The following is a 21,453-nucleotide window of genomic DNA, read 5'->3' as shown; positions in this document are numbered from 1 at the left end:
AACATTATTCAAGAGGGTGGTCTGCACTACATTCACTTTTTTTTAATCCGCTATTGATTTATCAAGCTTTTTTAGATTTCCTTTAGCTAAAAAATATCATTCCCAATATCACACTGCGGAACTTGGGTTAGTATTAAAATAAAGTGTACTCGAAAAAATGATGATATGAGCAAATGTCTTTCGTGCCACGACAAAAACGGATGGAAAAATATGAAGTTTGTCCACGGCCCCCTGGCAATTAACGACTGCAGACCGTGCCATATCAAACCTGATAAGGAAATACTTAAAAAAGCTGAAGTTGATTTCAGGAAAAACCCGTGTGTTTTTTGCCACCAGGAAAGTGAAATAAAGAGCGCTCACCCTGAGATAACAAAGAAAGAGAAGTTCAACTGCCTTACATGCCACAACCCGCACGCATCAGACAAAGAGTATTTTTTAAGATAGTTAATTTATATTTATATCTAACGTATCCAAAATTCTGCTTAAATCGTCTTTTGAATAATAATCAATCTCGATATGCCCGCCCTTCCCTTTCGGGCATATCTTCACCTGCGTCCCTAAAAATCTTTTAAGTGATTCTTCATACTGAAATAAAAACGGGTCTTTGGATTTTTCTTTCACGGACTTCAGCCTGATGCCACCCCGGCGGTTTGCCGATTGGACTATACGTTCCACGTCCCGGACAGAAAGATTTTTTAGTATTATCTTCCCGTATACCATTAACTGTTCGACTTCCGTTTTAAGCCCCAATAGCGCGCGGCCGTGACCGTATGTAATTTTTTCTTCCGTGAGCGCCTTCTGGATTTCTTCGGGTAATTTCAGGAGCCTCAGTGTATTTGCCAAAGTGGACCTTTCCTTCCCGACTTTTTTTGATAATTCATCCTGATTCAAACCGAAACTCTCCATTAATTTACGGTATGCCTTTGCTTCTTCCATCGGATTCAGATCGTCGCGTTGAATATTTTCAATTAAAGCCAGTTCCAGCGATTCCTCATTATCAACATCTTTCACTATAGCGGGGATATCCGTTAATCCCGCCTTTTTTGCCGCGCGGAACCTTCGTTCCCCCGCAATTAATTCATAAGATTCTCCGTTTCTTCTAACTAAAACCGGCTGGATTATGCCTTTTTCTTTGACCGACTCCGCAAGTTCATCAAGCTTTGCCTGGTCAAAGTCCTCCCTCGGCTGGAGTTTATTGGCTATAATAGAATTCAGTGGAATTTTTACTACGTGCACCCCGTTTATCGGCATGTGAACTATCTGGGCCTCCAATTTATCGATGCCGCTTCCAGGCATAGGTTCAATTTCAATTTTTCCCTGCGGTATAAGAGAATCCAATCCCCGGCCTAAACCACTTTTTTTTAACATAATCCATCCTCCTCTTTTACTTAACTTGACTGGCTTTTTGATAAATGATTCATAGATGCTAAGTTAAAAGTCGGGCAAGTTGAGTATTTTATGTTATGCGCGGCTGGCAATTTTCTGTTTTTTCCGTCAAAACATCCGCCTTTTTTTCATCTATATTCTGCCTATCCGCGCGAACCTGCGTGGACTTCAGCACCTCATCACAAAATTGCAAATACATCTGTGCCCCGCGTGATTTTATGTCATAATATATTATCGGCTTCCCATAGCTCGGAGATTCGCTTAATCGGACATTCCTGGATATAATTGTTTTATAGACTTTATCGGCGAAATATTTCTGGATTTCCTGGATTACCTGCTTTGATAAATTTGTTCTTTCATCATGCATAGTCAAAAGCGCGCCGTCAATTTCTAATAAAAAATTCAGCCGCTCTTTAACCAGTTTGATTGTGTTCAGCAGCTGGCTTAATCCTTCCAGCGCGTAATATTCACATTGTACCGGTATTATTACGCCGTCCGCGGCATTAAGGCTGTTAACAGTCAAAAGGCCTAAAGACGGCGGGCAGTCAATAATAATATAATCATAATTGTTTTTTATAGCTTGCAATGCGGTTTTAAGTTTCGATTCTCTTTCCAAAATACTTACTAATTCAACCTCCGCCCCGGTAAGGTGAATATTGGAAGGTATCATAACAACCCCGTGGTTTTCCGTAAGAGCAATCGTATCTTCTATATTAACGCCGTTAATCAAAACATCATAAATGCTTTTTTTAACGGTGTTTTTATTTATCCCAAGGCCGCTTGTGGCATTTCCCTGCGGGTCCATATCAATAAGCAGGACTTTTTTTTCCGCCCTGCCCAGACACGCGGCCAAATTAATGGCAGTAGTGGTTTTCCCAACCCCGCCTTTTTGATTTACAACAGCGATTATCCTGGACATAATTTTTTTTCTGTAAATGCGTAAAACGTGTCCCTTTTACGTTTTACAAATCACGTTTTACGAAATGCTTATTCACTAAAAACATCCGCAAAATATGTGTAGACCTCGACGTTTTTCCCCTTCCACGCGTCAGGCATATTACCGCTTTTTAGGCTTAACTGCGACAAAAAATCTATTTTATTCGGCAGGGTTTCCCAAACCTGCGGAAGAAAAGTCGCGCTGGACATGCCGATTTTCAAAACCACACCATCGCGCAGGGGCACCAATTTGTTCAGGAGATCATTCGGTGAATCAAATTCCAGGTCCTGAAGGCTGCTTAAAATACTTATTTCTATTTTAATATCTTTCAGTTCCTCATATTTTACCGCCCGGAAACGCGGGTCACATGCCGCGGCATTAATCGCATTTTCCATTATCGCTATATAAAGCGGTTTTATCGGCTGGAGGTATCCGATACACCCGCGAAGTTTGCCGTTTAGATTAAGAGTAACAAAACATCCGTATTCCCTTTTCATTGTCTGTGTTAATTCTTTTTCATCTATTTTAGGTTTACACCCGCTTTTTAAATATTCATCAATGGTATTTCTTGCAAGCTCCAGGAGGAATTTCTTTTCTGCCTCATTAACTATAGCCAGTTCTTTTTCTTCCACCTTTCCGGCCTCCTTTCCTTCACTGCTGTTTGCACCATATAAACAGGATACCACAATTAGTATCAAAAAAACAATAAAAAATATCTTTTTTATGCCCATCAATCCACTCCTTTAATATTATTTTTTTTCTCATAATATTTTTTCTTTTTGTCCAAATACCTCTGCTCAACGTTTGCATCCTTGTAATTATGGGGATACTTATAACCTTCTCCTGCACCGGGGCCGGAAGAATGTTTGTCCTGCAAATGTATTGGGACATCCTGGATCCTCTCTTTGCGGACATCATCCATCGCTTTTTCAATGGCCGTGTAACACGCGTTGCTTTTTGGCGCGCACGCGATATATATCGCCGCCTCAGATAATGGTATTCTTGCCTCCGGCATTCCGATAAGTTCGCATGCCTGGTAGGCCGCGTTCGCGATAACTAAAGCCATGGGGTCCGCGTCCCCGACATCCTCCGCGGCGCAGATAACAATTCTTCTGGCGATAAACCTCGGGTCTTCGCCCGCAAAAAGCATTTTTGCCAGCCAGTAAACCACCGCGTCAGGGTCTGACCCCCGCATGCTTTTTATAAAAGCGGAAATTGTGTTGTAATGCTCATCCCCGTCCCTGTCATACAAAACCCTTTTTCTTTGAATTGACTCCTCCGCGGTTTGCAGGGAAAAATTTATTATGCCATTTTTGTCCGGTTCGGTTGTCAGTACCCCCAATTCAAGGGCTGATAAGGCCTTGCGCGCATCGCCGTCCGACATTTCAACGAGATGTTCAACGGCCTGCGGGGCCATTTTAATCCTTAATTTTCCCAACCCCCGTTCTTTATCTTCGATCGCATTTTTCAAAATAACACGGATGTCATTATTTTGCAGTTTATTCAGAATGAATACCTGCGCCCTGGAAGTCAACGCGTTTGCAATAGCAAAATTAGGATTTTCCGTAGTCAGGCCGATTAAAATTATGGTTCCGTCTTCAACTGAAGGCAAAAGGGCCTCCTGTTGAACCTTGCTAAAGCGGTGTATCTCGTCAACAAGAACGATAGTTTTTTTGCCTTTTGCTTTAATCTGGTAACGGGCCTCCTCAATGACCCTTCGCAAATCGTCCACTTTTGCCGTTACAGCATTTAATGATATGAAATGTGATTTTGTGGTATTAGCTATTAATTTAGCCAATGCGGTTTTACCCGATCCGGGCGGGCCAGCCAAAATAATTGAAACAATCCTGTCTGCTTCAATTAACCGCCTTAAAATCTTTCCCTGTCCGAGAATATGGTTTTGTCCGATAAAACCTTCCAGGTTTTTTGGCGACATTCGTAAAGCCAGAGGGGTAATTTTTTCCAGATTGTTTTTTTCTTCTTCAAATAAATCTGCCATAAAATTTATATTTTTTCCGCAAAATAACCTATGTCTTTCAAGGCAATGGTTCTAAAATCCCTGCCTTCGCACCTGGATATCTATCCCTTAAATCTCTATACAAGCTGAAATGAAAAACCGTTCCCCATAGGCCAAAAATGTTCGATACGATTGTGGCAATCAGTTCCCCGAGATTTAAAAGAGCAGTCGAATTAAAAAAAGAAAAAACCAATTTCAAAAAACCGCTGAGCCCCATATTGATAAAAAGTAAAATGCCAATAATAACAAGCATATTACCGGCAAATTTTGCCAAATCATATCTTACAATCCCCTTGCTTGACGATAAGGCGTCTTTCCCCTTTTTCCCCCTTAAAATTACTTCATACGGGACAAAGGAAAACCATATATAAAAAAGCACACCGGGGGTTAATAACGGGAGACTCAGCGTCATGGCTTCTTCAAGGGTCATCTTTGTCCCAAGAAAAAACACTCCAAACGCGAACAATAGTAATGGCCCCGGGAAAATAACAAGCCATGCCAAAACCTGGGTTTTGCAAAATTCTCCCATTTTGGGCCACACATCTTTTATTAATTTAAAAAAATCCAGATAATATTTTTCTTCCGGTTTTTTCCATAGGCCATCAATTATTGTCACCTTTATCAGTTTATCCATCAATAAGGCGGCGGTAAATATGCCAATAAGAGTAAAAAACAATATTCCGCCGGCAAGGATGACTTTAAATGAAAACAATAATTCGGGGTTGTTCTTTTGTAAACTATAATAACTCGTCCACAAAAATCCCGCCAAAGGGAATGCCATGAGAACAGGGATCCAGACAAAAAGGGTTATCTGGAAAAGAACAACCCACCTTTTCGAAAAAAAATCCCATGATTCTTTTAATAATATTCCTAAATCTTTTTTAGCAATTTTATCAACCATTGGTGTTCCCTTTGACTATCTTTATTAATTTCCCTTTTTTTCCTGAAATAAGTTCATAATCCGTTATTTTTTCAATAGCCCCGTTCATTTTTTCCAAAACCTTTTGGCTTTTTTTAATTTCTTCATCTATTACACACCCTTTTAAAGCCAGGAGGCGGCCCCCTTTTTTGAGAAAAGGGAATGAAAGTTTTGTTAAAAGCCTTAACTCCCCGACTGCCCTTACTACCACAAAATCAAACTTTGCCTGTAATTCTTCCTTTTTAGCTAATTCCTCCGCTCTGCCGTGAAGTATCGAAACGTTATCAATGTCCAATTTTTTTAACAGCTCTTCGAGAAAACGGATTTTTTTCCCCGTGGCCTCCATTAAAGTGACAGAAATATCAGGACAAAATATTTTTAACGGCAAACCCGGGAATCCCGCGCCTGTTCCTATATCGAGCAGCTCCGCTCCCTTTTCTTCAATTTCTTTTAAACACACCAGAGAATCCATGAAATGTTTTATTACTATATCTTCCGGGATTTTTATTGCTGTTAAATTAATTTTATTACTCCATATAATCAATTCATCGATATACAGCAATACTTTTTCATTACATTCCTGTCTGGTTTCCAGTCCTAACTGCGAGAGCCCCCTGTTTAACACGTCTTCCAGGTATTTTTTGTTTTCGATTGTTAAGCCCACCCTTATATTATTTCCTCTTTTCTTCAGTCTTCAGCCCTATTTAACAATTTCCCACTTATTTGTTTTCTTATTAGAGGCAACTTTAACACCCAAATCCTTCAAAATTTCAATAGCTGTAAAACTAATTACCTCTTCTTTATCATTAATGAGATCATGCTTTATAATATCTTTAATGGCTGCTTCTTTATCCAGACACTGTAAGGCAAGCATTGCTTCCATTACAACCTGCCAGTCTTTATTTTGAAGTTCCCTGCGAACAACACCTAACCCTTTTTTTTCTCCTAATAGGCATAAAGTCTTTGCAGATAAAACCCTTGTCATTGGATCACTGTTATCCAGAAGCTTTATAAGCCTTTTTATGGCAAAGGACCCATATTTTACAATTGCCTCAACGGATTTATTTCTAACCACTTCATTTTCTCCAGTTTTTAACCTGCTTAATAAGGGATCTAATGCCCACCCATTTTTTAAATCTCCCAGCATTTCAGCAACCTTACTCCGTTCCCCCCAATAAATATTTTCATTAGTCAACCTGGATGTTAATTTTCCCACTTCGTCTTTATTCATTTCCTCTACAGTAAATGTGATTATATTTGACTCTATTTCTCCTGTCCACGCATACATTTCCATCAATACGTTTCCCTCACCAGATGTTTTCTGATACCCTGACATATCATTATGATAGATAGTCTTAAATGTATATGGCCCAGACGATCCTAATTCTTTCCAATACCACTTATTAATATCTAATATTTTTTCATATTTTGCTTTTGGTTTTATTTTTATAAAGTCAGTTTCAGATAATGGATCAACATCAGATACAAATTCAATATTAGCATCTCCACCATTTGGTTTAGTTATTTTGAAATTAATATCACTCTTTAATTCGTTCCCTTGCTGCTTCAATACCGCAAATCTTTTGTTGAATATTATCTCATTTTGGGTATTATTCATAATTGTAATCCTTATATTTATTGGCTGAAATGGCTGATACTTTTTTTTATCAGAAGAAATTTGCATTATTAACCCGCTACTTGTAGTATCTGAGAGTGTGGGATTAGATGCAGTATCATTTGATGCAGAAATAATTTTAAAACAACACACATGACAAAATAGTAAAACGGTAATAAAAATTGTTTTTTTACTCATTTATCTCCTTCTTATATAGGTGAATGTTTCACGTGGAACATTTTTGATTTTTCTTTAAATAAATCATTAAAACATCTATATCGGCAGGTGTAACTCCAACTATTCTGGACGCCTGGCCAATTGATCTCGGTTTTACCTTCATTAACATTTCTTTTGCCTCGCGCGAAAAGCTATTTATTTTGTGATAGTCAAAATTATCCGGTATCAATTTACTTTCTAAATTTTTAAATTTTTCTATTTGTGATAGTTGCCGGTTTATATATCCTTCATATTTAATCTGAATTTCTACTCTGTTAATTATATCGGAATTATATTTATCCAAGTTTATTGATTTTTTATCAATTTTGCCTAAAATGTATGTCAAATTAATTTCCGGTCTTTTTAAATATTGCATTAATGAAATGTTTTCTGGTTTTTCCGGGATATTATATAGTTTTTTATCTAGCTTATATAATATTTCAGCTAATTCCTCGGTTTTTTTCATTTTTTTGTTAAAATTTCTATAATTTTCAGTTGAAATCAATCCAAATTTGTATCCATAATTCATTAATCTCTCGTCCCTATTATCAATTCTTAACATTAATCTATATTCAGCTCTTGATGTGAACATCCTATACGGTTCAGATATTCCTTTAGTAACCAAATCATCAATTAAGACACCAAGATATGCCTCTGACCTGTCTAAAATAAAAGGTTTCTGTTTTTTTATTTTCAATACGGCATTAATTCCCGCCATCAACCCTTGAGCCGCCGCTTCTTCGTATCCTGAGGTCCCGTTTATCTGGCCCGCTAAAAATAGTCCGTCAATCAATTTTGTTTCCAAATTTAATTTTATCTGATCGGGATAAACAAAATCATATTCTATTGCGTAGCCAGGCCGTATTATTTCAGCATGTTCCAGGCCTTCTATTGTCCGTAAAAATTTAAGTTGAATATCAAAAGGAAGGCTGGTTGATATTCCGTTAGCATAAATCTCAATTGTCTCCCTGCCTTCCGGTTCAAGAAATATCTGATGTCTTTCCTTATCTTTGAATCTTACGACCTTGTCTTCTATTGATGGACAATACCTCGGGCCGATACCTTTTATTTTTCCTGAATAAAGAGGGGATCTTTTAAGATTGTTTAAAATTATTTTATGGGTCTTTTTGTTAGTATAAGTTAAATAACACGGAACCTGTTTTTGAGGTAATTCTTTTGTAAAATAAGAAAAAGGAATAGGGGGGATATCGCCATATTGAGGGATTGCCTTTGAGAAATCAATGCTTCTTTTATCGAGCCGTGGATTAGTCCCTGTTTTCAATCTCCCTAATTTAAATCCTAAGTTACTTAAGCTTTTTGATAAACCGCTTGACGAAAATTCAACCATCCTGCCCGCGGGAAAAGCTGTTAACCCAATGTGAACTAATCCATTTAAAAATGTCCCTGTGCATATAATAACTGTCTTTGATTTATATATAATATCAATATTTGTCCGGACCCCTTTTACCCTGTTCCCGGAAACCAATATTTCTTCAACTAATCCCTGTTTGATATCCAATCTCTCCTGATTTTCTAAAATTTTCGTCATTTCAAGCCGATATTCAAGCTTATCAGACTGCGCACGGGGGGATTGGACCGCGGGGCCTCTGCTCTTGTTCAATATTTTAAATTGTATCCCTGTCTTATCCGTAATTTTAGCCATCTCTCCGCCTAACGCGTCAATTTCTTTTACAAGATGACCTTTAGCTAAACCGCCAATAGCGGGGTTACAGGGCATCAATGCGATACTGTCAATACTAATAGTTAAAAGTAGCGTTTCCATACCCATCCGGCTGCATGCAAGGGCGGCTTCACATCCCGCATGACCGGCACCAACAATAATGCAGTCGTAATTTTTAGGATAATTATACATATATAATATAGGATACCAAATTTCAAAAATAAATCAATCTGAATTTTCAATCCTCCAAATTTTTCAAATTTTCTTGAATTAAAATAAAAATATGCTATGATAATTTTTAATAAAAATGGATTAAAGAAGACAAACTAAAAGATTATCTTACCGGGTTTATCCGGTTATTATCCAGATGCGATGATCACAGTAAGCGGTCTGGGCGAAATTTTGTCACGGAATGAAGTGGCGGAAAAACTTAACAAAATTAGATTTCGAGAGAAAAAATGGACGAAGGTGAATATTTCTGCCGGTTGAGGAGGTAGTTTTGTGAAAGATAAAATAACATATAAAGTTCCTGATGTATTCAGGAAAATAGATAAAATATTTTGTGCTGAAGAACCAGCGATGTATGGAGAAGAAAAACTTATTCCATTTTATTATAATTCTGCAAAAAAAATTAAAGTTTTTAACGGCGATTCCTTGCACCTGCTTAAAAAAATTCCCGATGGTTGTATTGATATGCTTTTTGCCGACCCGCCCTATTTTGGAAATCAATCAGGATTAATCATAAAACGTAATGATGGACATATGGATACATTTGATACCCTGAAGGCAAAATGGGCATATTCCAAATCACTTAGCAATCAATTCGATTTTCATTACACATGGCTCAAAGAATCCCAGCGTGTCCTGAAAGAAGGTTCTACAATTTGGGTTACCGGCACTTATCACAGTATTGGAGTGGTAAACGTTGTCCTTCAAGATTTGGGATTTAAAATACTTAATGATATAATCTTACACAAAAGGAATGCTCCCCCAAATTTTAAAAATTTTTTATTTTTTTACTTTCACTTTCTATTTTATCTTTTTATTTTATGCTATTAATCATGATATGGATTGCAAAATCGATTATATAATATTATAATGTTTAGGACACAAGAATATCGAAAGTAACCTAAAGGAAACATGACACAAAGATCATTCAAAACAGATGAAAGTTTTTTAGAAAAACTTGCTATTGGAGCGATTGGGACTCAAAAAGTAATTAAGGATTTAAGAAATCAAGGGCACACGTCAGTTGAATTGGAACGAGGCTCTACAGGTTATAAAATTTGGAAAACCATTAAAATAAAAAGAGTCAGAGTCCCCGATATATTATGCGTTAATTCTGGAGTTAGAATCGAATCGCGAGCAAAAACTAATCTTGTGATTTCAATGTCTCATTCATCTGCAGATGAGACACGCGGCTGGGACTATGGATTAAAAGATGATGATTATACTGCTTTAGTTGTCTGTGAAAAAGGTGGTATTGAACCAATCGACTGGGTTGCTGATAATATTGTTCAATATATAAAAGTATCAGATCTTCGTAAGGCCTTGAAAAACAATAAGGTCATGCAAGAGAAACCTAAAGGTGCTGAGGAAGGCTTTGAAACCCGTTTAACATGGCCATCAGCAATTGCGAATAGTAATGGGAAATTAATAGAAATTGATAACAGAATTAAATTTAAAAGAGATTCAGATGGAAGGATTATCTCTTTAGCATTATCCAAGAAAAATATTGATTTAATACCGTGTGTGACTATAGGTCAAAAGATAAGAAAAAACCAAATTATAGCATCAGTCGTACAAATTCATAGCTCTATACCACATAAAACAATTAATCAGCAAAAGTATTATCAAGAGATGTTAAAAAGTACTTCTATTTCGGATAGATATGGAGCTGCAAAGGCATATTCATTTTTTGATGGGAACCTTAATATTAATCCATTAGTTGAACGTATTGACGATGATAATGAGCATATATATGTAAAATTAGAAGCTGCCGCAGCTTTAGCACGTAAAAATGACAAAATAGGCTACAATTTTATTGCACAATCATTAAATTCTGATTATTTAGAACATCGTTTGGAATCTGTTATAATTCTTGGTGAAATACAATCAGAAACATCAGGACAGCTTTTAATTAAAGTACTCACGAATATAAATCAACATGAAGAGATAAGAAGTGGTGCAGCCTGGGCACTTGGTGAATTAAATATAAAGTCTACAATCCCACATTTAGTTGCAGCTTTTAATGATCTTAGTTTATCTATACGTATTGAGTCTGCACGTGCTCTTAAGAAAATGTGTGATAAATATGTAAACATTGTTTTAGACCATTTTCAAGAAGCTAGTGAAAATGAACGCCATGGTATCTCATGGGCCTTGGGACGTTACGGGAAATGGAAAACTAACGAACTGCTCAAGAAAATCAATCCAGAAAATATAGACATAAGGCAATGGGCAGCATATATAATTGGGAGTTCTGATCAAAATCGGATTATAAATGATATTGAAGAATTAAAACAAAAAGACATAGAATTATATTTCGCTGTAACAGTACTTTGGAAGATAACATCAAGCTGGATATATCAGCTAAAGGAATACTAACAATGTTTGAACTTTATTATACAAAATTTGGGCATGCTTTTGTGGGAGATTCACACGATTTATTAACATCTCTCGATGATAATAGTGTAGATTTAGTAATAACTTCTCCACCATTTGCACTACAAAGACAAAAAGAATATGGTAACAAAGATCAAGATGAATATGTCGATTGGTTAATTGAATTTGGCCACTCTATTTATAGAGTTTTGAAAGATACTGGCAGTTTCGTTCTTGATCTTGGTGGAGCGTATAAAAAGAACCGTCCTGTACGGTCACTTTACAATTATAGAGTTTTAATTCGAATGTGTGATGAATGTAAGTTTGATTTGGCTGAAGAGTTTTTTTGGCATAATCCAGCAAAACTACCATCACCAATCGAATGGGTTAATAAGCGAAAAATAAGAGTAAAAGATTCTGTTAATACTGTTTGGTGGTTTTCAAAAACTGACTTTCCAAAAGCTAACATTAAAAATGTACTAGTACCTTATTCTGATAGAATGAAAAAACTCCTTGAAGATCCAGAAACTTTTTACAAACCTAAAAAAAGACCTTCGGGACATGATATTTCAAAAGGATTCGGCTCTGCAAACAATGGCGGTGCTATCCCGCCAAACTTACTACAATTTCCCAATACCGATAGCAACTCATTATATTTAAGGCTTTGTAAAGAATTTTCGGCCAAAAAACATCCAGCTAGGTTTCCCTCTAAATTGCCCGAATTTTTCGTTGATTTTCTTACCAATGAAAATGACCTAGTTGTAGATATTTTTGCGGGTTCAAATACTACTGGAGAGGTTGCAGAAACAAAAAGAAGACGTTGGATTTCTTGTGATTTAGATAGAGATTATTTGGTTGCCTCTGCCTTAAGATTTTTTGAAGAACCTTTAAATGAAAAACAACAGAAACTATTTAATAACTTAAAAAAAGATATTGAATTACCAATTGATTTAACTCAGGTAAGAAGGCAACAAGACCTTTTTCCCCAACGTATCGAAAAATTTTTGCTCATCCATAGCTCACTTTATGAAAAAAGTATATAATGACAGATAAAGGGAAAAGAATAGGAAAATGGGTTCAGTTCTGGAATTGTGAAAATAAATAAAAATTTTCTATCACTGTATCAGATTCTTAATAGCGGCGAAAAACTGTCGCCATTAAGAGCCTCTAAGTTTGTAACATTATGCGAAATAGGGCAATTAATCAGAATGATATAGGATAAGATTAATATGAGTGTGGGTATTGCAAAACGACAACTATCTTTAATAGAAGATGCCCCAGTATTTCCCTCAACACGTTTTCAAGGCAGCAAGCTAAAAATAGTGGACTGGATTTGGGATGCCATAAAGGGATTGGATTTTCATACTGCCCTTGATGCCTTTGGCGGCACTGGTAGTGTTGGATATATGTTGAAGGAAAAGGGCAAAAAGGTTACTTATAACGACTTATTGAAGTTTAATTGGTATATTGGTTTGGCATTGATTGAAAACGATAGCGTCAGGCTTTCAGAAAGAGATGTTGAATTTTTACTTGCAAGACATAGTGAAATTAAATATCCAACGTTTGTCTATGACACCTTCAAGGATATTTATTTTACAGATGAAGAAAACCACTGGATTGATATGGTTGTAACAAATATAAATTTGATGGATGATTTATATAAGAAAGCCATTGCCTTTTTTGCCCTTTGTCAATCCTGCATTATTAAAAGACCATTTAATCTTTTCCATAGAAAAAATTTATATCTGAGATTTTCGGAAGTGGAAAGAAATTTTGGGAATAAAGTTACATGAGATACACCTTTTGAAGTTCATTTTAGAAAATTTATTGATGAGGCTAATCAGTCGGTTTTCTCTAATAACCGGCAAAACAAGGCATTGAACCTGGATATATTTGATATTGAAGGGGATTTTGACCTTGTTTATATAGACACCCCTTATATTTCACAGAATGGAATAGGTGTTGATTACTTTGGTTTTTATCACTTTCTGGAAGGTTTGGTTAATTATTCTAATTGGCCTGAAATGATAGATTATAGTTCAAAACATAAAAAATTAAAAGGTAATGGTTCTGTCTGGATTGACAAAAAACAGATTTACACTGCTTTTGACAAATTATTTGAGAAATTTAAAGATAGCATTTTAGTAGTTTCTTATCGAGCAGATGGTATTCCATCACTTGAAGAGCTTGAGAATTTGTTAAAGAAATATAAACCAGATGTAGAGGAATTAAAACGAAAAAATTATAAATATGTTTTAAGTAGTAACCATACTGAAGAAGTATTGTTGATTGGAAAATAATGCCAGACATTTTAGTGATAGATGACGATATAAATACGGTTGACGCCATTATTGAGGGGCTGACCGCGGACGGGCATAATGTTTCTTCCGCGGGAAACGGCAAAGAGGCGCTGGAAAAAATAAATGAAAAAGAACCCGACCTTGTCCTAACGGATTTGATGATGCCGGGGATGAACGGCTTGAAATTTTTAAAAATGATAAAGAAATTATATCCGGACATTACGATCGTTATTATCACCGGGTTTGGAAGCGTCGAGACCGCGGTGGAGGCGATGCGGGAAGGGGCGTATGATTACCTTACAAAACCATTGAGGATGCAGGACATCAGGCGGGTGGTAAGCAAGGCGCTGGAACAACACAGCTTAATTATCGAAAATAAATCTTTAAAGGCTGAACTCCTGGAAAAATCCATTTCAAAACAGGTGATTGGTTCAAGCCGGGTGTTTAAAGAAATTTTAAAGGTGGTTTACCAGATCGCACCGACGCGCGGGACAGTTTTAATTACTGGAGAAAGCGGAACTGGTAAAGAAATTATCGCGGAGCTTATACATTATAATAGCCCGAGAAAAGATAAACCCCTTGTAAAAATTAATTGCTCGGCACTTCCGGAGAATTTGATAGAAAGCGAATTGTTCGGGCATGAAAAAGGCGCGTTTACAGGCGCGATTAAGGAAAAACCAGGGCGTTTCGAACTTGCCAACAGCGGCACAATATTCCTTGACGAGGTCGGTGATATAAGTCCCCACTTGCAGGTAAAACTCCTGCGTGTTTTACAGGATGGTGCTTTTGAAAGAGTCGGAGGGACAAATACATTAAAGGTAGACGCCCGGATAATTGCGGCAACCAATCATAATTTACTGGATGCTGTAAATCAGAAAAAATTCAGGGAAGATCTCTATTACCGTCTCAATGTCATAAATATTCACCTGCCTCCCTTGCGCGAAAGAGATGAAGATATACCGCTTCTCGTAAATTATTTTTTAGAAAAATATTCAAAAGAAAATAGTAAAGATATTAAACTAGTGGATGACAGGGCACTCCAGATATTTAAGAATTATAAATGGCCGGGCAACGTCAGGGAATTAGAAAATACAATCGAGCACGCAGTCATTATGTGCAGAAATAATATTATAACTGTGGACTGCCTGCCGCAGTCTATCCAAAACGGGAAGAAACAGCCGGATATTAATTTTACTATCGGAACACAACTGGAAGAAATGGAAAAAAGCGCGATTTTTAAAACCCTTGATTTTACCGGGGGAAATCGCGAGGAGGCGGCTAATATTTTAGGGATTGGCGTGGCCACTTTGTATAGAAAACTTCAGGAATATCAAAATGAGAATTAAAATATGATATAAAAGGCTAAACCTATCAATTTGATAGTTTGTAAGGTGAAAATGCCGGGGCCGGACTTTCCGGTCTGAATTGTTGGGCGGGGCAAAACCCGTCTCCACGAAGGGCTATTAAAAAAATAGCCCTTTTTGATTTTCTGGCATAGAAATTGCTACATATCTAATATATGAAGCAGGAAATATTGTTTGAAGAAAACGAAGGTTCAAGAAAAAAGGTCCTTGTCATTGAGGATGAGGAAAATACGCTCGATGCCATAAAAGATATTTTTCTGAAAATGGATTGCTGTGTGGATATTGCCTCTGACGGCGAGAAAGGGTTCCAGTTAATTAACGAGGATTCCTATGACCTTGTTGTTACCGACCTTAAACTGCCGGGGAAAAGCGGGTTTGAAATTCTGGAGGCGCTGAAAGACATTAATCCCCGGACAAAAGTGATTATTATTACGGCGTATGGCGAGCCAAATTCCACGGAGGATGCGAACAGAAGAGGGGCGTTCAGTTGTTTAAAAAAACCATTTCGTATGAAAGAAATGATATCTGTTGCCGAACAGGCGTTAGGTATACAAAGTGACAGGTAAAAATGAATAATATTTCCAGAAAAATATATTTTTTATTTATTTTATTTCTTTTAACAACAATAGAAATATCCACCCAGGAAAATGTTCTGGATACTATTTCAGGCAAGGTGACAGATATAAATATTATTGACGATGAGGATGGCGGGAAAATTTTATTGCTGACAATTGAAAATTTAAAAAAAGAAACAGAAAAAATAAGCATGCCTGGTGATATTAAGGTTTTGATATATGAAACCAGTGAGGTGACATATGAATCAATTAAAACAGGCAGTAATGTGGCTATAGGTTATAATGTAGATCCAAAATGGGGAAAAATTGCTGTCTGGGTTTACCTGGATGAAAAGAAGAAAGAAGAAAGAAAAGAGGAATTGAAAGAGGAAGAGGATACAGATCAAGTCTCTGAGGAAGAAGCAGAAAAAGAGGTGAAAACGGAAAGAGAAGAAGGAGAAAATGAATAAAAGATTAAAAATCGGGCTGGTATTTAACCAAAAGCCAAAAAAGACTGACAAAGAAGATAAAAATTTATCTGATACATATGCTGAATGGGATTCCCATGAAACTATTAATGCGGTAGCAAATGCTTTAAAAAATGGAACAAACGGGACCGGCCCGCGGGATGTTGTTCTTATAGAAGCAAATGACAAGATGTTTAACCGGTTTATTAAAGAAAAACCAGATATAGTTTTTAACATGGCAGAGGGATTTCGCGGCGCAAGCCGCGAGGCGCAGGTGCCTGCAATTTTGGATATGCTTAATATACCATATACCGGTTCAGATCCTGTAACCCTTGGCATTTGCCTCGATAAACAGAGAACGAAGGAAATATTGTCGTTTCATAACATTCCGACGGCAAAATTTTTAGCTGCAACATCTTGTAAGGAATTAGAAAATATTTTTTTACCGGCGGTAGTTAAACCTGTATGGGAAGGTTCGAGTAAAGGGATAGTGAACAGTTCACTTGTCCGGACAGAAAAGGAACTAAAGGTGCAGGTTGAGCGGATTGTCAAAAACTATAAACAGCCGGCGTTAATAGAAGAGTTCCTGAACGGCAGGGAATTTACCGCGGCGGTATTGGGTAATAACGACAGTGTTCGTGTCCTTCCCATCGTGGAAATAAAATTGGACAAATTACCCGCGGGGGCTAATAAGATGTATTCCTATGAGGCTAAATGGATATGGGACACAAACGTTAAACCATTGGATATTTTTGAATGCCCGGCAAAAATAAGCCCTGGTTTAAAAAAGAAAATCGAAGATTTATGCAAAAAAGCATTTAATGTTTTACGGTGCCGCGACTGGTGTCGCATTGATGTCCGGCTTGATAAAAAGGGAGAACCGCATGTTATCGAGCTTAATCCTCTGCCGGGTGTTTTGCCGAACCCTGAAGATAATTCATGTTTTCCGAAAGCCGCGAGGTCGGCCGGGATTAGTTACAATGAAATGATTAATTCGGTTTTGGATAATGCGATCAAAAGAACAGGTGAAAATTGGTAATTAAAAAGTTTGGATATTTAAATGAAGAAGAAATGAAAAAACAAGATAAAAAAAATAAACTTAACATTGCCGTCATTTACGATTATGCCTGCACATGTAAGGGAAGCCATGGGAACCTGACTCCATATCAGGACATTTCAAAACAGATAGAACTTATTAATTCCGCTTTAATAGATATGGATTACTCGGTTTTTTCAATTAGCGTGGGTGATGATGTGGTGCGTTTTTTAAAAGCCATTAACGACGAAAAAGTGGATCTTGTTTTTAATCTTTGTGAAAGTGTTTTTGGCGAAAGCACAAAAGAGATGAATATTCCCGCCATATTGGATTTGCTTAACCTCCCTTATACCGGTTCCAGCGCGCTTACTTTAGGGCTTACACTGGACAAAAGCATTGCAAAGGGCATTATGATTTCTAATAAAATAAACACACCGGAATACAGGGTTTTTTATAAGGAATTGGATAAAACAGACGGTTCGATAATCGGAGAAATTGAATTTCCTGTCATTATTAAGCCGTTACTTGAGCACGGCAGTCTGGGTATCAGCCAGAAATCGGTTGTAAATTCCCCAAAACAGTTAATAACGCAGGTAAATGAATTAATAGCCAGGTATAAACAGCCGGCAATCGCGGAGGAGTTTATTACCGGAAGGGAAATATACGTTCCTATTATCGGTAATAAAAATGAAGAAACTGTTTTAGCCATGTCGGAAATAGATTTTACAAAAATGCCAAAAAATAAATTTCCGATTTTGAGCTATATGGGTAAATGGGAAACGGAAAGCATTGAATATAAGAAAACAACACCTGTTTGTCCGATAGACCTGTCAAATGATATTTATGAAGAAATAAGAAATGTAGCTTTAAAAATATTCCGGATTATGGATTGCCGTGACTACGCACGGATAGACATCCGGCTGACTGAAGAAAATATTCCTTATGTGATAGATATTAACCCAAATCCGTGCCTGGATGAAGATGCGGGATTCGCTGTCTCGGCAAAAGTCTCAGGGATAGAATATCCTGAATTGCTTAACATGATAATCCGTTCCGCTTTAAACAGAAAAAACGGGAATGGGCATAGTAAATTAAAAACAATAATATAAAATAAGGAGAATATCCGAGAGAGAGGTTTACCATTAACCTCAGAGCCAGGTTCTACTAATGGAGGACAAATGGATTATCACCAGTGCAGCTTATGGAAGAACGTTTCATCAAACGAATGGTATAATTGGGAATGGCAGCTTTGCAACCGGATTGTCCGGCAAAATGAGTTATCACAAGTAATTAATCTTTCCCCGTCTGAAGAAGCCGGGGTCATGGCAGGGCATAACAGAATGCCAATGGCAATCACGCCTTATTTCGCGTCCCTTATGGATCCGGTTGACCCAAATTGTTCCATTCGCCGTCAGGTGATACCCCGCCAGGAGGAATTAAATTTTTCTTCTTATGATTTGGTTGACCCTTGTGGTGAGGAAAAAGATTCTCCTGTCCAGGGAATAGTCCATCGTTACCCGGACAGGGTGCTTCTTTTAGTTACTGACAGGTGCGCCGCTTATTGCCGTTACTGCACACGCAGGAGAATGGTCGGTACCCATGAAGATATCGCAACAGGGAAAAAACTTGATCCGGCAATTTCATACATTGAAAAAAATAAAAAAATACGTGATTGCCTTATTTCAGGGGGAGACCCGTTGCTCCTGCCTGATGACCAATTAGAGTCAATATTAACACGTTTAAGGAACATTCCTCATGTTGAAATGCTTAGAATCGGAACGCGCGCCCCTGTTACCCTGCCTTTCAGGATCACGGAAAAACTGGTATCAATATTAAGAAAATTCCATCCGTTATACTTAAGCATTCATTTTACTCATCCAAAGGAAATAACGCCTGATGTCCAAAAAGCGTGCAATATGCTCGCGGACGCGGGAATACCCTTAGGAAGCCAGACGGTCCTGCTTAGAAATATAAACGATAGACCTCAGGTTATGAAAAAACTACTGCATGAATTATTAAAAATAAGGGTCCGGCCTTATTATCTTTATCAATGTGACTTGGCCATGGGGACCGAACATTTCCGCACCTCAGTTATGACAGGTGTAAATATCATCGAGAAATTAAGAGGTTATACGAGTGGTTACGCTGTCCCCAGTTTTGTAATAGATGCGCCCGGAGGAGGCGGTAAGATACCCGTGAACCCGAACTATGTTTTATCCAATATTAACGAAAAATTTGTCCTGCGAAATTATCAAAATAAGATTTATGAATATTATGAACCCCGGGCGGAACAGCAGGTGCCCGTTAAAGAAAAGGATGCGGTGCTGGTGGGGTAGCAGGTAAAACCGCTTTTAATATGGAATTATTTTCATCCATGCTTCGCGGCGCCTCGGCCCGTCAAATTCACAGAAAAAGATTCCCTGCCATGTCCCAAGCAGGGGTTTCCCTTTTTCTATAATAAGCTGGACGGAAGAACCCATAATGCTTGACTTGATATGAGCGGGCGAGTTCCCTTCTGAATGAAGAAAATTTGCGTGATAAGGAACGATCTTTTCAAACATGTTTTGTATATCGGCAGTAACATCAGGGTCTGCCTGTTCATTTATGGTTATACCGGCAGTGGTGTGAGGTATAAAGATTAAAATAATTCCGCTTGAAATTTTTTCCGACGCAATAAATTTTTCTACTTCTTCAGTAATATTTATAAAATCGACCTGGCTGCCTGTCTGTAAAGAAATTTTTTTAAACATAAATAAATTATATGTTAGAATATGGATTATGTCAAAGTATAATACATTAATTAAAGAGATTGCCGTCAATGCAGGGCAGTTTTTGAAATCAAGGGTCGGAAAAATCCGGAAAATAGATTACAAGGGCGAGATAGACATCGTGACAGATGCCGATCTGAAGGCTGAAGAAATAATTGTTAAAGCCATTCGCGGAAATTATCCGGATCACGCAATACTTACAGAAGAGGCCGGGAGTATCGGGAAAGAAGAATATGATTACCGCTGGATAATCGACCCTCTTGACGGAACTACAAATTTCAGCCACGGGTATCCGTTCTTCTGCGTTTCGATCGCTTTGGAAAAACAGGGTGAAATTATAATGGGGGCCGTTTATGAACCAATGAGAGACGAACTCTTTTTTGCAGAAAGGGGAAAAGGCGCGTATTTGAACAATGAAAGAATCAAGGTATCACCAATAAATGACCTGCAGAAAAGTTTATTGGTAACGGGGTTCGCGTATAATATCCACAGGGCAAACAGGAATAATAACATAAACTATTTTAGAAGGTTTCTGAAAACCGCCCAGGCGGTAAGACGCGACGGCACTGCCGCACTGGATTTATGTTATGTGGCATGTGGCAGATTTGACGGGTTTTGGGAACTGCGGCTAAATCCATGGGATGTCGCCGCGGGATATTTGATTGTATGCGAGGCCGACGGCAAAGTCACGGATTTTTCAGGAAAAGAGTTTTCAATATTTAGCAAGGAAATACTTGCCACAAACAGGAAAATTCATTCTACCTGTCTGGATGTGCTGGAAAAGTGAATATTTAGATTTAGAGACTCTTAAAAAACAAATTTAAAAAGGAGAAGATATGCCGAAAAAAGTCAAAAAAATTTTTAAATTGGTATTCCCGCAAAAATTAATCAAGGAGCCTGTCGTATTTACTGTCGCAAAAAAATTTAATTTAGTTCCGAATATCCGGCGGGCAAAAGTCACGAAATTCGTGGGGGAATTGGTACTGGAAGTGGACGGCATGGAAAAAGACATTGAAAAAGGCATTAATTACTTAATGAAAAATGAGGTTATAGTCAAACCTATCGAAGGGGATATAATAGATTAAGCCTTATAATGGATCAGCTTATTCCGGCGTCCTTTATCATTTTTCCATGGTCGAACGCAATTCGTTTCGGCGGTTTATTGAACGCGGCTGCCTCTCTTGCGTCATCGGCGCCTTCCAAAATTCCACCGGTCTCAACTGCCGAAAATAAAATACTGACGACATAACGGCGGGGATCTCTTTTCGGGCCCGAATAAACACCGATAAGTTTTTCCAGTTTAATGTTAAGACCGGTCTCTTCTTTTGCCTCCCTGACTGCCGCCTGCTCAACAGTCTCAAAACAATCGACAAACCCGCCAGGCAGTGCCCAGTAATTTTTATAAGGCGGATTTTTTCTTTTAATCATTACAAAAGATCCATCCTTCCTTCTTATGAAAATATCCCGTAATGTCAAAAATCTCTTTGACATTTTATTAAAATTCCTTATCATTATCGATAAAAATCAACTTTTTAAATGCTCCCCCCTGTTTTTAAGAAAATTTTGAGGTATAATAATCATCATATTGT

Annotated in this window: 24 protein-coding genes; 14 read left to right on the top strand and 10 right to left on the bottom strand. The window is 37.6% G+C overall.

Features of this window, described 5'->3' with window-relative positions:
* The first annotated feature begins 165 nt into the window (after positions 1-165).
* The gene (locus AB1498_09815; GenBank protein ID MEW6088582.1) at positions 166-444 is read left to right on the top strand and encodes a cytochrome c3 family protein; all 279 of its coding nucleotides are present in this window, start codon (positions 166-168) and stop codon (positions 442-444) included.
* Here the strand turns inward: AB1498_09815 and AB1498_09810 are convergent, their stop codons facing one another.
* The 8 genes from AB1498_09810 to mnmG form a co-directional block, all read right to left on the bottom strand.
* Complete coding sequence (locus AB1498_09810) at positions 445-1,368, bottom strand: ParB/RepB/Spo0J family partition protein (GenBank protein MEW6088581.1); 924 nt, start codon at positions 1,366-1,368, stop codon at positions 445-447.
* An 88-nt stretch (positions 1,369-1,456) separates the two neighbouring features.
* Entirely contained in the window at positions 1,457-2,305 is an 849-nt protein-coding gene (locus AB1498_09805; protein MEW6088580.1) for an AAA family ATPase, read from the bottom strand.
* A gap of 68 nt (positions 2,306-2,373) precedes the next feature.
* Entirely contained in the window at positions 2,374-3,054 is a 681-nt protein-coding gene (gene amrA / locus AB1498_09800; GenBank protein ID MEW6088579.1) for an AmmeMemoRadiSam system protein A, read from the bottom strand.
* A complete protein-coding gene (locus AB1498_09795; protein MEW6088578.1) occupies positions 3,054-4,322 on the bottom strand; it encodes a replication-associated recombination protein A in 1,269 nt (422 codons plus the stop codon). Before AB1498_09795 ends, amrA begins: the two co-directional genes overlap by 1 nt.
* Positions 4,323-4,359: 37 nt before the next feature.
* A complete protein-coding gene (locus AB1498_09790) occupies positions 4,360-5,241 on the bottom strand; it encodes a hypothetical protein (GenBank protein MEW6088577.1) in 882 nt (293 codons plus the stop codon).
* Complete coding sequence (rsmG, locus tag AB1498_09785) at positions 5,234-5,923, bottom strand: 16S rRNA (guanine(527)-N(7))-methyltransferase RsmG (protein MEW6088576.1); 690 nt, start codon at positions 5,921-5,923, stop codon at positions 5,234-5,236. Before rsmG ends, AB1498_09790 begins: the two co-directional genes overlap by 8 nt.
* A gap of 36 nt (positions 5,924-5,959) precedes the next feature.
* On the bottom strand, positions 5,960-7,072 hold the full coding sequence (locus tag AB1498_09780) for a hypothetical protein (GenBank protein MEW6088575.1): 1,113 nt from the start codon (positions 7,070-7,072) through the stop codon (positions 5,960-5,962).
* Positions 7,073-7,100: 28 nt separating this feature from the next.
* A complete protein-coding gene (gene mnmG, locus AB1498_09775; protein MEW6088574.1) occupies positions 7,101-8,963 on the bottom strand; it encodes a tRNA uridine-5-carboxymethylaminomethyl(34) synthesis enzyme MnmG in 1,863 nt (620 codons plus the stop codon).
* Between the two features lie 309 nt (positions 8,964-9,272).
* Between mnmG and AB1498_09770 the strand changes: the two genes are divergently transcribed.
* The 11 genes from AB1498_09770 (at position 9,273) to AB1498_09720 (ending at position 19,432) form a co-directional block, all read left to right on the top strand.
* The gene (locus tag AB1498_09770; protein ID MEW6088573.1) at positions 9,273-9,830 is read left to right on the top strand and encodes a DNA methyltransferase; all 558 of its coding nucleotides are present in this window, start codon (positions 9,273-9,275) and stop codon (positions 9,828-9,830) included.
* Between the two features lie 81 nt (positions 9,831-9,911).
* Positions 9,912-11,378 carry a HEAT repeat domain-containing protein gene (locus AB1498_09765; protein MEW6088572.1) on the top strand — a complete coding sequence of 489 codons (1,467 nt, stop codon included), beginning with the start codon at positions 9,912-9,914 and terminating at the stop codon, positions 11,376-11,378.
* A gap of 2 nt (positions 11,379-11,380) precedes the next feature.
* The gene (locus AB1498_09760; GenBank protein MEW6088571.1) at positions 11,381-12,418 is read left to right on the top strand and encodes a site-specific DNA-methyltransferase; all 1,038 of its coding nucleotides are present in this window, start codon (positions 11,381-11,383) and stop codon (positions 12,416-12,418) included.
* A gap of 186 nt (positions 12,419-12,604) precedes the next feature.
* The gene (locus AB1498_09755; protein ID MEW6088570.1) at positions 12,605-13,168 is read left to right on the top strand and encodes a DNA adenine methylase; all 564 of its coding nucleotides are present in this window, start codon (positions 12,605-12,607) and stop codon (positions 13,166-13,168) included.
* 84 nt (positions 13,169-13,252) lie between these two features.
* Positions 13,253-13,675, top strand: a complete 423-nt coding sequence (locus AB1498_09750; GenBank protein ID MEW6088569.1) for a hypothetical protein — start codon at positions 13,253-13,255, stop codon at positions 13,673-13,675.
* A complete protein-coding gene (locus tag AB1498_09745; GenBank protein ID MEW6088568.1) occupies positions 13,675-15,021 on the top strand; it encodes a sigma-54 dependent transcriptional regulator in 1,347 nt (448 codons plus the stop codon). Before AB1498_09750 ends, AB1498_09745 begins: the two co-directional genes overlap by 1 nt.
* A 188-nt stretch (positions 15,022-15,209) precedes the next feature.
* Positions 15,210-15,605: a response regulator gene (locus AB1498_09740; GenBank protein MEW6088567.1), complete on the top strand. Its 396-nt coding sequence runs from the start codon at positions 15,210-15,212 to the stop codon at positions 15,603-15,605.
* A gap of 2 nt (positions 15,606-15,607) precedes the next feature.
* On the top strand, positions 15,608-16,063 hold the full coding sequence (locus AB1498_09735) for a hypothetical protein (protein ID MEW6088566.1): 456 nt from the start codon (positions 15,608-15,610) through the stop codon (positions 16,061-16,063).
* Entirely contained in the window at positions 16,056-17,099 is a 1,044-nt protein-coding gene (locus AB1498_09730; protein ID MEW6088565.1) for an ATP-grasp domain-containing protein, read from the top strand. The genes AB1498_09735 and AB1498_09730 overlap by 8 nt, the downstream gene beginning before the upstream one ends.
* A gap of 32 nt (positions 17,100-17,131) precedes the next feature.
* On the top strand, positions 17,132-18,205 hold the full coding sequence (locus AB1498_09725; GenBank protein MEW6088564.1) for an ATP-grasp domain-containing protein: 1,074 nt from the start codon (positions 17,132-17,134) through the stop codon (positions 18,203-18,205).
* 69 nt (positions 18,206-18,274) lie between these two features.
* Positions 18,275-19,432: a KamA family radical SAM protein gene (locus AB1498_09720; GenBank protein ID MEW6088563.1), complete on the top strand. Its 1,158-nt coding sequence runs from the start codon at positions 18,275-18,277 to the stop codon at positions 19,430-19,432.
* A 15-nt stretch (positions 19,433-19,447) separates the two neighbouring features.
* On the opposite strand, the gene AB1498_09715 is transcribed toward AB1498_09720, so the two are convergent.
* Positions 19,448-19,846: a secondary thiamine-phosphate synthase enzyme YjbQ gene (locus AB1498_09715; GenBank protein MEW6088562.1), complete on the bottom strand. Its 399-nt coding sequence runs from the start codon at positions 19,844-19,846 to the stop codon at positions 19,448-19,450.
* A gap of 28 nt (positions 19,847-19,874) precedes the next feature.
* Here AB1498_09715 and AB1498_09710 point away from each other — a divergent pair, with 28 nt between their 5' ends.
* Both AB1498_09710 and AB1498_09705 read left to right on the top strand, forming a co-directional pair.
* Positions 19,875-20,651, top strand: a complete 777-nt coding sequence (locus AB1498_09710) for an inositol monophosphatase family protein (protein MEW6088561.1) — start codon at positions 19,875-19,877, stop codon at positions 20,649-20,651.
* Between the two features lie 49 nt (positions 20,652-20,700).
* Positions 20,701-20,949 (top strand): NIL domain-containing protein, encoded by a 249-nt coding sequence (locus AB1498_09705; protein ID MEW6088560.1) that lies wholly within the window; start codon positions 20,701-20,703, stop codon positions 20,947-20,949.
* A gap of 13 nt (positions 20,950-20,962) precedes the next feature.
* On the opposite strand, the gene AB1498_09700 is transcribed toward AB1498_09705, so the two are convergent.
* On the bottom strand, positions 20,963-21,355 hold the full coding sequence (locus tag AB1498_09700) for an NUDIX hydrolase (protein ID MEW6088559.1): 393 nt from the start codon (positions 21,353-21,355) through the stop codon (positions 20,963-20,965).
* Positions 21,356-21,453 lie beyond the last annotated feature (98 nt).

The organism is bacterium (genome assembly GCA_040754625.1).
Classification (GTDB): domain Bacteria; phylum JACRDZ01; class JAQUKH01; order JAQUKH01; family JAQUKH01; genus JAQUKH01.
Note: the sequence above shows the minus strand (reverse complement) of the source record. Positions and strands in the feature narration are given on the sequence as shown.